The organism is Rhizobium sp. 2MFCol3.1 (genome assembly GCF_000377565.1).
In the GTDB taxonomy this organism is placed as follows: domain Bacteria; phylum Pseudomonadota; class Alphaproteobacteria; order Rhizobiales; family Rhizobiaceae; genus Rhizobium.
On sequence record NZ_KB898371.1, the window covers coordinates 1 to 14622 of the forward strand.

Genomic DNA, 14622 nt, shown 5'->3' on the forward strand with positions numbered 1-14622 from the left:
CGCCATTCCATGCTGTTTTCGAGAAGCGGAACGCTGGGCGCCAATCTCGTCAAGAGCGGCAAGGTCGATAAGGTTCTGCCCTATTTCGACACGCGCACCTTCCACGGTGTCGTGAACATCAAAGCCGGGCCCGACGAGCAGCTCAGCCCGGCGTCCGACTTCGGCGATGTTCATGTCCGGCACCTCGATCTGACTGATGTCTTCACGCCGTTCTACCCTCGCGCCAGCGTGCCGACGACGGGATTTGCGCTCTGCTTCTGGCTGACAACGCTCAATCTTGGCACCAGGATAACGCTTGCCGGCTTCTCGTCGAAGCGCAGCGAGCGCTATAAGGTTCTCGATGTTCACGACTGGACGTTCGAACAGGTGCTGCTGCGCCTGATGTTTCGCAAGGGCAAGATCAACATTGTCGGGCGCGACGCGTCCAACCCCTATGCGGATCTCTCCGCGCACTTTCCCGAATTCACACCCGCTGATATCGAGCTCACCGCCAACGAGATCATCGACGAGCGGCTCGGCAACCTGAGTTCGATCGTCGATCGCCTGATGGATGTCACCCGCTTCCTTCGCTTCCTGGATCGGACCTGGAAGAGCTTGAAACCCAAGTCAAGCAAGCAGCGCCGGTGGGAATCGATGGAGCAGAAAGGCGACGACAAGGGCTGATTGCGGAATATGCGTTGGCATCGTCTGCCGGCGTGCGATGGCGCGTCATTGTCCCGATCCATGCAAACACGATCCATTCGTACAATCCTGCGCCGGCAATCGCTTTATGCTGCGTGGCGGCGGTCGGTGACCGACCGCCTGAATGGAAGCCGCGGCATCCCGGAAACAGGGATGTCCATCGCGACGGAGACGGATGATGATTGCCACGCCCATCGACCCGACTGATCCATGGCTGCGCCAGGCGCAGACATTCCCGGTTCTTTCGGCCGAGATGATCGAGCGCGCGAAGACATATGGTCGCGAAGAGGTGATGGCGGAGGACACTTTCGTGTTCGAACGCGGCCAGCGCGGGATCGATTTCTTCCTGGTGCTGGAAGGAGAGATAGAGCTGTTCATCGACGATGTCAGGCGCGGTCGGCGTCTGGTCTTCACCTATCATCCCGGCCAGTTTTCCGGCGAACAGAACATCTTCACCAAGCGGCCCATGCTCTTGTCGGGCCTTGCTAAATCCGGCTCCCGTCTGCTGCGGATCACCAACCGGGATTTTCATGCCTTCATCACCGGCGAGCCCGATATCGGCGAGACGATCATTCGCGCCTATATCCTGCGCCGCGCCGGTTTCGTGCGCCATTCCGAGGGTGGCGTCGTGTTGATCGGAGACCGGCACCATGCCGACGTCCTCCGGATTCAACGTTTCCTGACGCGCAATCTCTATCCTGTTGCCGTCGTCGATCCCGCGACCGAGCCGCCGGTTGTGCCGTTGATGCAGAGCCTGGCAGTGACAGCGGATGCGCTTCCCGTCGTGATAACGCCTGACCGGAAAGTCTGGTCGCGCCCGTCCAACGCCGCGCTTGCCGATCTGCTTGGGATCAACGAGTCGCCGGAGAGAGATACGATCTACGACGTCGCCGTTGTCGGCGCCGGGCCGGCCGGTCTCGCCGCATCGGTCTATGGCGCCTCAGAGGGCCTGAGCACCATCGTCTTGGAAACTCTGGCGCCGGGTGGGCAGGCCGGAACCTCGTCCAAGATCGAGAATTACCTCGGCTTCCCCACGGGTATCTCCGGCCAGGCGCTCGCCGGCCGGGCCCATATACAGGCGCAGAAGTTCGGCGCCAGAATTTCGGTGTCCCATGAGGTCATGAAGCTCGATTGCTCCTCGCACCCCTACCGCCTCCTTCTCGACGACGAGACATCGTTGCGAGCCCGCTCCATCGTGATCGCGACAGGCGCGCGCTATCGAAAGCTCGATGTGCTGAACTACGACAAGTTCGAAGGGCAGGGCATCCACTACGCGGCGACTGCCATGGAGGCGCAGGTTTGCTCGGATGAAACCATCGTGGTGGTCGGCGGCGGCAATTCAGCGGGACAGGCCGCCGTCTTTCTGTCGCGAACGGTCAAGCACGTGCATATGCTGATGCGCAGCGGTATCGCCTCGACAATGTCCGACTATCTGGTCCAGCGCATTCAAAGATCGCCGCGCATCAGCCTCTACCAGCAGGCTGAGATCACCGCGCTCCATGGCGACAAGACGCTGAATGGCGTGACCTGGATCGATCACCGCACCGGCGAGAGCCACGAACTGCCTGTTACCAGCATCTTCGTCATGATCGGCGCGTCCCCGAACACAGGCTGGCTCGACGGCTGCCTCGATCTTGACCAGCACGGCTTCGTCAAGAGCGGCATGACCGCCGTGGGCGACACCCCGCCTTCGCCCTATGCGACCTCGAAGGACGGCATCTTCGCGGTCGGCGATGTCCGCGCCGGTTCGGTCAAGCGCGTTGCTTCGGCTGTCGGCGAAGGGTCTGTGGTGATCGCCGCGATCCACCAGTTCCTGGAGCGCCAGCGCCACGCCGAGCATGAGGAGCCGGAACTCAACGCCACGGCTGCGCGATAAGCGCAGCGAGCCCGGCGCGAACGCCGGCTCACTGATCGCTCAGTCGATATTCTTTTCCAGCTGCTCCGCCGCGATATCGGGCGGCGTCCAGCCGCGTTCGGCCTTTTCGCCGAGCGCGCTGCGGTCGCCCATCATCGCCTGCTCGAGCAGGTCGGCGATTTCCTTGGCCTTGGCGATATATTCCTTGTTGTCGAACACCGCGACCTCTTCCCGCCACAGCGGCGCGAGTTTGCGAAGGCCCCGGACGTCCTGGCGAACGAACACGGCCTTGCTCTTTTCCACATCGTAAGGATGCATGCCGAGCCCCTTCAGCGCGTAGCCGGCTGCGCGCACGGAGCTGTCGAACACCTCGCGAACGATATCGTGCGCGCCGGCCTCATAGAGCCGGTAGACGGTGGTGCGGTCGAACGCGCGGGCGATGATGTGGATATGCGGGTTCTCCCGCCGCGCATGCTTGACGATCTCGATCGCCCGCTCCGGATCGTCGATCGCGACGACAAGGACCTTCGCCTCGTGAAGCCCTGCCGAATGCAAAAGGTCCGGCCGGCTGGCGTCGCCGAAGAAGGAGCGGACGCCGAACTTGCGCAGGCCGTCGATGACATCGGCCTGGTGGTCGAGCACGATGGTCTTGTAGCCATTGGCGAGAAGCATGCGGTTGACGATCTGCCCGAAACGGCCGAGGCCGGCGATGATGACGGAGCCCGGCTCGGGGATCTCGTCGGCGTCTTCCTCCTGCCGGCGATCGAAGCGCGGCACGATCAGCCTGTCGAAGATGATGAAAAGCGCCGGAGTAAACAACATCGAAACGGCGACGACCAACAACAGGATCGCCGCCAGATCGGGCGGCAGCACGGCGCTCTGGACGGTGAACGAGATCAGCACGAAGCCGAACTCGCCCGCCTGCGCCAGCCCCAGAGCGAAAAGCCAGCGGTCGGTGCCGCGCAGCTTGAACACGAAGGCGAGCGCCAACAGCACGATCGCCTTCAGCACCATCACGCCCAGCGTAATCCCGAGCACGGACCAGACCTGTGCGTAGAGCAGCGAGAAATCGATGCTGGCGCCGACGGTGATGAAGAACAGGCCGAGCAGCAATCCTTTGAACGGCTCGATATCGCTTTCGAGCTCGTGGCGGAATTCGCTGTTGGCGAGCACGACGCCGGCCAAGAACGTGCCCAGCGCCGGCGACAGGCCGACCACGGTCATCAGCAGCGCGATACCGATGATCAGGAGGAGGGCCGCGGCGGTGAAGATCTCGCGCAGCTTCGAGCGGGCGATGAGCCGGAAGATCGGGCGCGACAGATAGTGGCCGGCAGCGATGACGAAGGCGACGGCAACGATCGTCACCAGCGTCACCTGCCAGCCCGGCAATCCCTCGACGAGGCTGAAGGAGTGGTGGCCGCCACTCTCGGCATTGCTGCCGAGCGGATGGCGCACAAGCTCCGGCAGCGCCAGCAGCGGAATGAAGGCCAGCATGGGAATGACGGCGATATCCTGGAACAGCAACACCGAGAAGCTCGCCTGCCCGCCGGACGAGCGCAGCAGACCCTTTTCACCCAGCGTTTGCAGGACGATCGCGGTCGAAGACAGCGAGAAGATGAAGCCGATCGTCAGCGCGACGCTCCAGACCTGGCCGAGCAGCATGGCGCAGCCCATCACCACCAGCGAGGTGACGATCACCTGCAGCCCGCCAAGCCCGAGCAGCTTGGAGCGCATCTCCCACAGCGCGCGCGGCTGTAGTTCGAGGCCGACGAGAAACAGCATCATCACCACGCCGAACTCGGCAAAATGCTGCAGATCCTGCGTCTCGTTACCAACAAGATGCAGGGCCGGGCCAATGACGATGCCGGCGATGAGATAGCCGAGCACGGAGCCGAGCCCCAGTCGCTTTGCGATCAGCACGGAGACGACGGCGGCCAGCAGATAGATGAAGGCCTGGAAGATGAAGCTATTCATGGGGCGTGCTCTCACGAAGCGGAAGCGTCTCGGCACTCAGCAATTCCATACCGGTGGCGGCGTCGATGTCGAAGGTTTCGTCGCGCAGAGCCTCCAGCAGCCGGCGGTAGCCCTCCAGATGCGGCTCGGCCCGGCCATCGCCGCGTGCCTCGTGCGCGGCAAACAGCGCGTACGGCGCAACGAAGCGCATCCGGCAGAGATTGGCCGTCTGCTCCAGCGGCGACAGCAGCGCCCGAAGACGGAAATGGTTGCGGCCCTCCTCGGTATAGGCATGATCCGGGCCGCCGGCGGTGATGACAGGCAGGAACAGCTTGCCCGCAAGCTTGTCGCCGGTGTGGCCATAGGCGAAGCCATATTCCAGCACTAGGTCCTGCCACTCCTTCAGGATTGATGGCGTCGAGTACCAGTAGATCGGAAACTGGAAGATGATGACGTCGTGCTTCAGCAGCCGGGCTTGTTCGACGTCGATGTCGATGTCGAGCTTGGGATACTCGGCGTAGAGATCGACGAACGTCACGCCTTCAATGCTGCCGGCGATCTTGGCCATCAGGATATTGACGCGCGAATGGCGCTGTCCGGGGTGGGCGAAGAGCACGAGCACCTTGGCCATGTATGGGCTCCCATCTGAATTCGGAATGCGTGAGATCCAGGGCCGGATCGGTCTGAAGAGCGCGGGATCAACAAGGGCCTTGGCAAGACCTAGTAGAAGTGCGGGATCGGCCCTACCTGTTCGGTTTGATCCGGCAAGTCAACCATGATTTCATCCACATAGCACCATCCCCACCCCTCCGGCGGATCATAGCCCTCCATGACGGGATGACCGGTTTCATGGAAATGGCCGGTGGCGTGTCGGCCGATCGACTGGTCGCAGCAGCCGACATGGCCGCATTCACGGCACAGCCGCAGATGCACCCAGGCCTGACCGATCGCCAGGCACTCTTCACAACCGCGCGTCCTTGGGCGGACATCGCGGACCAGGCGAACATGCTTGCAAGTATGCGACATGGTTCTTCCTCTCGTTACCTCAATTTATGCGGGCGACTTCGGCTGTTGGCAATCGCTTCCTGCGAGCCCGCGATCAGGGGCTTCCCGCGCATGGCATGGGGGATTCGATGCGTCCTCACAAGACTTATGCAGTCGTTCCGTGCGCGGGCAACTATACCCAGGTATGCCCCCACAAGACCCAGGTCTATGCAAACTTGATCATAGTAGGATTCCGCCGGCGCGGTCCCGTCACCAGAATGAACCCAGCAAATCACACTTCAACGGTTTCAGGACGGAGATTGACGATGCAGGCGACCGCGATGATTACGATGGACCACCATGAGCCGAACATCGGCGCTCTCGGCGTCATTCAGCAAGCGTCTTCCGAAGTATCGCGGCTGCTCGCACGCGCCATCCATTGCGTCGATCAGGACGAGGCGATCGCCATCGATCTGGTCAAACGCGCCTCCATGCTGCTGAAGCCAACCCCTGCCGTCTCGGCTAATGCGGTATCGCGCGAAAGGGCGGCATCGGGCGGGTTGGCGCCGTGGCAGGTGGCGCGGGTCAAGCGCTACGTTTCCGAGAATATGTCGCGGACCGTTGCGATCGACGAACTGGCGGAACTGGCACGGCTCAGCACCAGCTATTTCTCGGCCGCCTTCAAGACGAGTTTCGGTCTGTCTCCGCACAGCTACGTCATCGCCCAGCGCGTCGAGCGTGCCAAACAGCTGATGCTTTCCACCGATGCGCCCCTATGCGAGATCGCGCTCGATTGCGGCCTTGCCGATCAGGCCCACCTCTCGCGGATTTTCCGCCGCGCAACCGGCACGACCCCCAGCGCCTGGCGCCGCTTCCGCCTTCGCCCTGCCGCCAGACGCGAAGCTGTGGAATATGAGGTTGCGCTGCCTGTCTGACCGCGGTCTCTAACGCACGGGGCGGCGACCAATGATGCACTCGACACCATTGCCACCGGTGCCGGGGCATCCGGCAGCGAGATCAGGCGGCCTGTTCGGCAAGCGCCGATCGGATTGCGGAGATGAAGACCCGCACCTTTGGCAGGATCAGCCGGGTCGTCGGGTAAACCGCCCAAATCGCGTTGGTCTCCGGCACGGCATCCTCAAGCGTGATGCGAACCAGGCGGCCGGCGCGGATATCGTCTTCGACATTCCAGTCGGACAGAAGCGTGATGCCGCCGCCGGCAAGGCAGGCGGCGTGGCAACCGGCTATGCTGCTCGACGAGAAGCGGGAATTCAATCGCACATGCGCTTCCTCATCGCCTTGCATGCCCCCACGCATGAATGTCCAGTGCGTGATGCCGGTCATCGGAAGGCAATCGTGCTCAAGCAGATCGTGCGTGTTCACCGGGGCGCCGCGCCGCTCGAGGTAAGCGGGTGCGGCCACCAGCGACCGCGTGTTGTCGGCGAGCTTCTGGGCGATCAGGCTGCTGTCCTTCAGTCGCGCGATCCGGAGCGCGAGATCGGTGCCCGAGGCAACGAGGTCAGGCAATCCGTCATTCATGTCTACGGAAATCCTGAGATCCGGATTGTCGTCCAGCAGCTTCGGCACCAGCGGCATGACGAGTTTCAGGCCGAAGGCAATGGGGACCGAGACGCGCAGCAACCCCGCCGCGCCCTTACCATCAGTTCGCAGACGGGCTCTGGCCTCATCCTCGTTTTCCACCAGCGCCTGTGCAAACGGCAGGAAGGTCTCGCCCTCCGGCGTCAGCGAAAGGGATCGCGTGGTGCGGTGCATCAGCCGTACGTCGAGCGCCGCCTCAAGCGAGGCGAGACGGCGGGTCGCCACCATCGGCGCGATCCCAAGGCGCCGCGCTGCTTCCGAGAGACTGCCCGCGGCTGACGCAACGACGAAAACCCTGATGTCCTCGGTATTCATTATATCGACTTTCGATATTCAGGCTGAACATTTTAGATCAGTACCGCGAGATACGAGAAAATAATAGATAGATCTCATCTTCTGAAGCCAGAAAGGCAAACAGCATGACCACCGTCACCACAATCGAAACGCCGGGGGCTGCCACATCGGCCGGCATAGGCCAGATCGGCCTTCTCGCCATGGCAGCAGCCAGCGGCATCGCCGTCGCCAACATCTATTATAACCAGCCGATGCTAGGGATCATCGAAGCCGATTTTCCCGGCCAGTCCGCGACCGGGCTGATCCCGACCGCGACCCAACTTGGCTACGCGCTCGGCCTGTTCCTGTTGCTGCCGCTTGGCGATCTCGTCCACCGTCGGCGTCTGATCATCGGTCAGTTCCTGATACTCGCCGTCGCGCTGGCGCTAGCGGCGATCGCGCCCACGGCGTGGACACTGGTTGCGGCGTCTCTCGTCGTCGGCGCGAGCTCAACCGTCGCCCAGCAGATCGTGCCCTTCGCGGCATCGCTGGCATTGCCTGAAAAGCGAGGTGCCACGATCGGTACGGTGATGGCCGGCGTGCTCTCAGGCATCCTGTTCAGCCGCACCCTGTCCGGCTTTGTCGGCGAGCATGCCGGCTGGCGCGCGATGTTCTGGATCGGCGTCCCTATGGCGCTCGTGGCCGCAGCCATGATGTTCGCCGCCCTGCCGAACCATCGCCCGACCTCGCGCATGCGCTATCACAACGCGATCCGTTCGCTCGCTCACCTGTGGAAGCAGCATCCGGCGCTGCGCACGGCGACCTTCGTACAGGCAGCGCTTTTCGCGTCGTTCACCAGCTTCTGGACGATCCTTGCGCTCTACCTGCAAGGCCCGCGTTTCGGTCTAGGTGCTGATGTCGCAGGTCTGTTCGGTATCGTTGGCGCGGTCGGCGTCTTCGCGGCGCCGGTGGCGGGTCGCATCGCGGACAAACGCGGCCCGCATTTCGTGGTGTGGCTCGGCGCTCTCTTGACGCTTGTGGCCTGGATCGTCTTCGGCGTCTGGTGGTCGATCGCCGCTCTGATCATCGGAGTCATTGTGCTTGATTTCGGCATCCAGAGCGCGCTGGTGTCGAACCAGCATATCATTTACGCGCTGGACCCCGAGGCCCGCAGCCGCCTGAACACCATCTTCATGACCGGCATGTTTCTCGGCGGTGCCGCCGGATCAGCACTTGCGACCCTTGCATGGGGCTATGGTGCATGGCCTGCCGTGACCGTTCTCGGTGGACTGCTCGCCATCGTGTCGCTCGGCGTCAGGCTGCTCGATCATCGAGCACAGCCAACGACGGCGGGACACCGCTAGCCGAGATCTTAATGCGCAAAGAAAAAGCGCCAGCCGTGTTTTCGGCTGGCGCCTTCGATTCAATTAAACGTGAAAATCAGCCTTCGATCTGAAGGTTGGCATCTCGCGCTGCAGCGATCAGCGCCTGCCTCGCGTGCCCGCCGCCACGCTTTCCTTCGAGCACAGCGGCGCAGGCCCTGAGTGCGCGAACAAAGGATTCACCGGTCAAAACCGGCCATTTGTCGGCTAGCAGCCAGGCCGCGTCGCGCGCGCTTTTCACCACGTATTTCACAGAGCCAATCGCGATTGTGAGTGGTCTCTTCCAGAGCTTTTCATCAGTCATGCATCACCTCATCGGCGGCCTAAACGCGGGCCGAAGGATTTGGTTCCGATGCCAATGTCAGATGAGGTGATGCTCATATAGCGACCGGTCGGCGAGCATCGTGTCGCGCAAAAATCACCGCGCGACGCATTGGGGGCGTTTCATGGCGTTTTTGTTCATCGCACCCGGCATCGTTTTGGGTGAAGATCGGCCTTTCTCTTATTGGTGGTGCAGATCGATGGCTTCGCAGGATCCCCTACTTCAACCATTCCAATTGAAACACCTCACGCTGAAGAACCGGCTGATGTCGACCGCGCATGAGCCGGCTTATTCGGAAGACGGCATGCCGACCGATCGCTACCGGCTTTATCATCTCGAAAAGGCCAAGGGCGGCATCGCGCTGACCATGACGGCCGGTTCAGCGGTCGTCTCGCCGGATTCACCGCCGGCATTCGGCAACCTGCACGCCTACCGCGACGAGATCGTGCCGTGGCTGAAGCGGCTTTCCGACGACTGTCACGAGCACGGCACGGCCGTGATGATCCAGCTCACCCATCTCGGCCGCCGCACCGGCTGGAACAAGGGCGACTGGCTGCCGGTGCTGGCGCCAAGCCCCATTCGCGAACCGGCCCACCGCGCCTTTCCCAAGGAGGCGGAAGAGTGGGATATCGAGCGGATCGTCGACGATTATGTCTCGGCTGCGCAACGCATGCAGGCCGCCGGCCTCGATGGCATCGAGTTCGAGGCCTACGGCCACCTGATGGACGGCTTCTGGTCGCCGGCCACAAACCTCCGCGAGGACGAGTTCGGTGGCGGGCTCGAGAACCGCATGCGCTTTTCGACGATGGTCACGGAGGCTGTGCGCAAGGCGGTCGGTCCCGATTTCATCGTCGGCATCCGTCTTGTCGCAGACGAGCAGTGGGACAAGGGACTGTCGCGCGAGGAGGGCGTGGAGATCGCGAAAAGGCTCGTGGCCGGCGGGGCGATCGATTTTCTGAATGTCATCCGTGGCCATATCGACAGCGATGCGGCGCTCAACAACGTCATCCCCATCCAGGGCATGCCGTCGGCCCCGCATCTGGATTTCGCCGGCGATATCAGGGCCGCAACGAAATTTCCGGTCTTCCATGCCGCCCGTATCTCCGACGTCGCGACGGCCCGTCACGCAATCGCCGAGGGCAAGCTCGACATGGTCGGCATGACGCGTCCCCATATCGCCGATCCGCACATCGTCAGAAAGATCGAAGCCGGCGAGGAGGCGCGCATCCGCCCTTGTGTCGGCGCGACCTACTGTCTCGATCGCATCTATGAGGGTGGCGAGGCGCTCTGTATTCACAATGCGGTGACGGGCCGCGAAACGGAACTGTCGCACGAGATTGCCCCGGCCGCGTCGCCGCGCCGTGCGGTGGTCGTGGGGGCAGGGCCGGCCGGGCTCGAAGCCGCGCGTGTTCTGGCCGAGCGTGGGCACACGGTCGACATTCTGGAGGCGAGTGGCGAGGCGGGCGGTCAGATCAATCTGCTGGTCCGCAATCCAAGGCGGCGCGAGATGGTCGGGATCATCGACTGGCGCCTGGAGGAGCTTGAACGGCTCGGTGTCACGATCCACTACAACGTCTTTGCTGGTGGTGACGACGTTTTGGTCTTCGAGCCTGATCTGGTGGTGGTGGCGACTGGCGGCGTCGCGCAGTCGCCGGCGCTCGATGCTGGCGATGAACTGGTCACCTCGACATGGGATATCCTGGCCGGCTCGACGAAGCCGGGCGAGACCGTGCTTTTGTTCGACGACAACGGCGCCCATCCCGGCATGTCGGCGGCCGAAGTGATCGCGAGTGCCGGCGCCGATCTGGAACTGGTGTCGCCGGAGCGCTTCTTCGCGCCCGAGATCGGCGGCATGAACCATGTGCCCTACGCCAAGGTTTTCGCCGAGAAGAACGTCAAGGTCACGATCAACACGCGGCTGAAGTCCGTGCGCCGCGATGGCAACCAGCTGGTCGCCGTCCTCGGTTCCGACTACGCCGAAGCGAGCGCGTGGGAGCGCCGGGTGTCGCAGGTGGTCGTCGAGCACGGCACCATGGCCAATGCCGATCTCTACTTCGAGCTGAAGCCGCTGTCGCGCAATCTGGGGGCGGTCGATTACGGCGCCCTGATCGCGAGGCGAGCGCCCTTGCGGCAGCGTAATCCGGAGGGCCGCTTCGATCTTATTCGAATCGGTGACGCGGTGGCGAGCCGCAATATCCACGCTGCGATCTACGAAGCCTTCCGCTTCGCATCACTTCTTTGAGATCAGGTGCGACAAGGATGATCTTATTGCGACTGTCGTTACATGAGAACATTGAAAGAAAGCTCCAATGCGCCATTTTTTGACGCAATCGGAATGGCGCATGCCGGGCCAATGACGGCTCAATGGGGAGGCTGGCGGACGCGGTGCTGCCGGCGCCCGGGTTCACGTTGCACCGCGACCAGAGGGAACAAGAAAATGAAAATGCTTTTGGCTTCCACCGTCCTCGCCGCCGGCCTGCTTGGCCTTGGCGGTGCGGCATCCGCCGCCGAATGTGGTGATGTCACCATTGCCAACATGAATTGGCAATCCGCTGAAGTGGCGGCAAACATCGACAAGCTGATCCTTGAGGCAGGCTATGGCTGCAAGGCCGAACTGGTTGTCGGCGACACCGTCCCGACGCTTACCTCCATGGCAGAAAAGGGCCAGCCCGACATCGCGCCCGAGGCCTGGGTCAGCCTGCAGCCCGAGATCGTTAACCGCGGCCTGACCGACGGCAAGTTTATCAAGGCCGCGAAGATTCTCTCCGATGGCGCCATCCAGGGCTGGTGGATTCCGAAGTATTTCGCCGACGCGCATCCTGACGTGAAGACGATCCCCGACCTGATGAAGCATCCGGAGCTTTTCCCGGCGCCTGAAGACAAGAGCAAGGGCGCCGTCTTCAACGGTCCGCAGGGCTGGGGCGGCACGGTCGTGACCGCGCAGCTCTTCAAGGCTTACGGCGGCGAAAAGGCCGGCTTCACGCTCGTCGATACCGGCTCTGCCGCTGGTCTCGATGGCTCGATCGCCAAGGCTTATGAAGCCAAGCAGCCATGGGTCGGCTACTACTGGGCGCCGACAGCACTCCTCGGCAAGTACGAGATGGTGAAGCTCGGCTACGGCGCCGAATATGACGCCGCCGAATGGAAGCGTTGCACCTCGGTTGCCGATTGCGCCGATCCGAAGGAAAATGCGTGGCCGGCCGACAATGTCGAGACGCTGGTCACCAAGACCTTCGCCGATCGCGCCGGTCCTGATGTCGTCGGCTACCTCAACAAGCGCGCCTGGACCAACGACACCGTCAACAAGCTGATCGCCTGGATGTCGGACAACCAGGCCAGCGGCGAAGAAGGTGCGAAGTACTTCCTGAAGAACAACGAAGCAATGTGGACAGCCTGGGTTTCGCCCGAGGTTGCCGCCAAGATCAAGGCTTCGCTCTAAGCGCCGCATCGACAGCGGGCGGCCCTTACGGGATGGCCGCCCGCTTACACACCGGCGAGACGGCCAACAATAATCAACGCCGCCGCCGATTTGGTCATGGGGAACCGACATGGATTGGCTCTGGAAATTTCCGTCGATGGACGAGGATATGCTGCGCGCCTTGAAAAAGAGCGTGGACGAAGGCTTTCGCGCCTTCACGCGCGGCTATGGCAGCGGCATCGAAAATCTGTTCAGCCCGCTGCAAAGCTTTCTGATCTGGGCTGAACGCCTGATGACGGGCATGCCATGGCCGCTGGTGATCGCGCTCATCGGCGCAATCGCGTGGCTGGCGACGCGCAGCTGGCGGATCGTCGTCGGCTGTATCGTCACGCTACTGCTCATCGGCTATTTCGACATGTGGGAAGACACGATGAAGACGGTCTCGATGATCTTCGTTTGCACCGTGCTTTCGATCGCGATCGGCATCCCGATCGGTATCGCCATGTCGCGCTCGGACCGGCTGCAGAAGATCGTCAATCCGATCCTCGACGTCATGCAGACGATGCCGAGCTTCGTCTATCTCATTCCCGTCGTCATGCTGCTTGGTATCGGCCGCGTGCCCGGCGTCATTGCTGTCGTCATCTATGCGCTGCCGCCGATGATCAGGCTCACCAATCTCGGCATTCGCATGGTCGATCGCGATGTACTCGAGGCAGCCGACGCCTTCGGGTCGTCGAGCTGGCAGAAGCTGCGCAATGTCCAGCTACCGCTGGCGTTGCCGACGATCATGGCCGGCATCAACCAGACGATCATGATGGCGCTCGCCATGGTGGTCATCGCGTCGATGATCGGCGTGCAGGGTCTCGGCCAGCCGGTGTTGAAGGCCATCGCCAACCAGTATTTCACGCTCGGCGTCTTCAATGGTCTCGCCATCGTTGGCATCGCCATCATCTTCGACCGCATCAGCCAGGCTTACGGTCTGCGTCTGCAGAAGCACCGGGAGGTCGTCCATGGCTAGCCAGTCGATCGATATTCGCAGCCTTTACAAGATCTTCGGCCCACGCGCTCGCGATTTCGTCGAACCCGTCATGCGGGGAATGTCGAAGGCCGAGCTCAACAGGGAGCACGGTCATGTCCTCGGCCTGAAGGACATCAACATCACCATCCCCGGCGGCGGCATCACCGTCATCATGGGGCTGTCGGGCTCGGGCAAATCCACGCTGATCCGCCACATCAACCGCCTGATCGACCCGACTTCGGGCGAGGTTCGCTATGGCGATGTCGACGTCTGTCGCATGGACAAGGAGCAGCTCCGCCAATTCCGCCAGAAGAAGACCGCGATGGTCTTCCAGAAGTTCGGCTTGCTACCGCATCGAAACGTGTTGCAGAACGCCGTCTACGGTCTTGAAATTCAAGGCGTGGGCAAGGGCGAGCGCGAGGAGCGCGCGCAGCATTGGATCAAGCGCGTCGGCCTCGACGGCTTTTCCAACCACTACCCCAATCAGCTCTCGGGCGGCATGCAGCAGCGTGTCGGCCTTGCCCGCGCGCTGACCAACGATGCCGAAATCCTGCTGATGGACGAGGCCTATTCGGCGCTCGATCCATTGATCCGCGTCGACATGCAGACGGTGCTGCTCGACCTGCAGAAGGAGCTGAAGAAGACCGTGGTCTTCATCACGCACGACCTCGACGAAGCATTGCGGCTTGGCGACCGGATCGCCATCCTCAGGGACGGCGAGGTGATCCAGCAGGGCACCTCGGCCGATATCGTGCTCAGGCCCGCCGACGAGTACATCACCGCCTTCGTCAAGGAAGTGAACCGCGCCAGGGTGATCCATGTCGACGCCGTCATGGCGCCGCCGTCAGCGTCGGTGAAGTCCGGCGTTCGCATTCCCACTGGGACGACCGTCGAGGAAGCCCTGCGGCAGCTATCGGCCGCCAACGCATCCTCTGCCTCAGTCGTGTCTGGTGACGGTCAGGAGATCGGCAGCGTCAGCATGGGCGAGCTGATCCGCTGCCTCGTCGGTCAGGAGCCGGGCACATCGCAAGCGACATCGCCTGCGGCCGTGGCCGAGGCGATGTCGGCGATCCCGTGATCGGCGGGAAAACAGTGCTGCAATGAGCTTGAAGCATGCGCGGTCGGACAAAGTGTCGG

13 protein-coding genes are annotated in these 14622 nt (G+C 62.5%); 8 read left to right on the top strand and 5 right to left on the bottom strand.

What is annotated here, in order from left to right:
• Nucleotides 1-663 (top strand): hypothetical protein (locus D460_RS36550; RefSeq protein ID WP_018901597.1); only part of this gene is annotated, 663 nt, incomplete at its 5' end.
• 196 nt (nt 664-859) lie between these two features.
• Complete coding sequence (locus tag D460_RS0126305; RefSeq protein WP_155947860.1) at nt 860-2557, top strand: cyclic nucleotide-binding domain-containing thioredoxin-disulfide reductase; 1698 nt, start codon at nt 860-862, stop codon at nt 2555-2557.
• A gap of 39 nt (nt 2558-2596) precedes the next feature.
• Here D460_RS0126305 and D460_RS0126310 read toward each other — a convergent pair whose 3' ends face one another.
• From D460_RS0126310 to D460_RS0126320, 3 genes are all read right to left on the bottom strand, one after another.
• Entirely contained in the window at nt 2597-4510 is a 1914-nt protein-coding gene (locus D460_RS0126310; protein ID WP_018901599.1) for a monovalent cation:proton antiporter-2 (CPA2) family protein, read from the bottom strand.
• Nucleotides 4503-5120, bottom strand: coding sequence for an NAD(P)H-dependent oxidoreductase (locus D460_RS0126315; protein ID WP_018901600.1), 618 nt, complete (start codon nt 5118-5120; stop codon nt 4503-4505). The genes D460_RS0126310 and D460_RS0126315 overlap by 8 nt, the downstream gene beginning before the upstream one ends.
• A gap of 89 nt (nt 5121-5209) precedes the next feature.
• Nucleotides 5210-5515, bottom strand: coding sequence for a UBP-type zinc finger domain-containing protein (locus tag D460_RS0126320; protein ID WP_018901601.1), 306 nt, complete (start codon nt 5513-5515; stop codon nt 5210-5212).
• A 284-nt stretch (nt 5516-5799) separates the two neighbouring features.
• On the opposite strand from D460_RS0126320, the gene D460_RS0126325 reads away from it, so the two are divergent.
• Nucleotides 5800-6408 carry an AraC family transcriptional regulator gene (locus tag D460_RS0126325; RefSeq protein ID WP_018901602.1) on the top strand — a complete coding sequence of 203 codons (609 nt, stop codon included), beginning with the start codon at nt 5800-5802 and terminating at the stop codon, nt 6406-6408.
• Between the two features lie 82 nt (nt 6409-6490).
• Here the strand turns inward: D460_RS0126325 and D460_RS0126330 are convergent, their stop codons facing one another.
• A complete protein-coding gene (locus D460_RS0126330; protein WP_018901603.1) occupies nt 6491-7387 on the bottom strand; it encodes a LysR family transcriptional regulator in 897 nt (298 codons plus the stop codon).
• Between the two features lie 104 nt (nt 7388-7491).
• On the opposite strand from D460_RS0126330, the gene D460_RS0126335 reads away from it, so the two are divergent.
• Nucleotides 7492-8709 carry an MFS transporter gene (locus D460_RS0126335; protein WP_018901604.1) on the top strand — a complete coding sequence of 406 codons (1218 nt, stop codon included), beginning with the start codon at nt 7492-7494 and terminating at the stop codon, nt 8707-8709.
• Nucleotides 8710-8785: 76 nt separating this feature from the next.
• Here D460_RS0126335 and D460_RS0126340 read toward each other — a convergent pair whose 3' ends face one another.
• A complete protein-coding gene (locus D460_RS0126340) occupies nt 8786-9031 on the bottom strand; it encodes a DUF982 domain-containing protein (RefSeq protein WP_018901605.1) in 246 nt (81 codons plus the stop codon).
• 217 nt (nt 9032-9248) lie between these two features.
• Here D460_RS0126340 and D460_RS0126345 point away from each other — a divergent pair, with 217 nt between their 5' ends.
• The 4 genes from D460_RS0126345 to D460_RS33905 all read left to right on the top strand — a co-directional run bounded on the left by D460_RS0126345 (nt 9249) and on the right by D460_RS33905 (nt 14563).
• Complete coding sequence (locus tag D460_RS0126345) at nt 9249-11291, top strand: NADH:flavin oxidoreductase (RefSeq protein WP_026283568.1); 2043 nt, start codon at nt 9249-9251, stop codon at nt 11289-11291.
• Between the two features lie 195 nt (nt 11292-11486).
• On the top strand, nt 11487-12488 hold the full coding sequence (locus D460_RS0126350; RefSeq protein WP_018901607.1) for an ABC transporter substrate-binding protein: 1002 nt from the start codon (nt 11487-11489) through the stop codon (nt 12486-12488).
• A 109-nt stretch (nt 12489-12597) separates the two neighbouring features.
• The gene (locus D460_RS0126355) at nt 12598-13485 is read left to right on the top strand and encodes a proline/glycine betaine ABC transporter permease (RefSeq protein ID WP_018901608.1); all 888 of its coding nucleotides are present in this window, start codon (nt 12598-12600) and stop codon (nt 13483-13485) included.
• Nucleotides 13478-14563 (top strand): glycine betaine/L-proline ABC transporter ATP-binding protein, encoded by a 1086-nt coding sequence (locus D460_RS33905; RefSeq protein ID WP_018901609.1) that lies wholly within the window; start codon nt 13478-13480, stop codon nt 14561-14563. The genes D460_RS0126355 and D460_RS33905 overlap by 8 nt, the downstream gene beginning before the upstream one ends.
• The last annotated feature ends 59 nt before the right edge of the window (nt 14564-14622 follow it).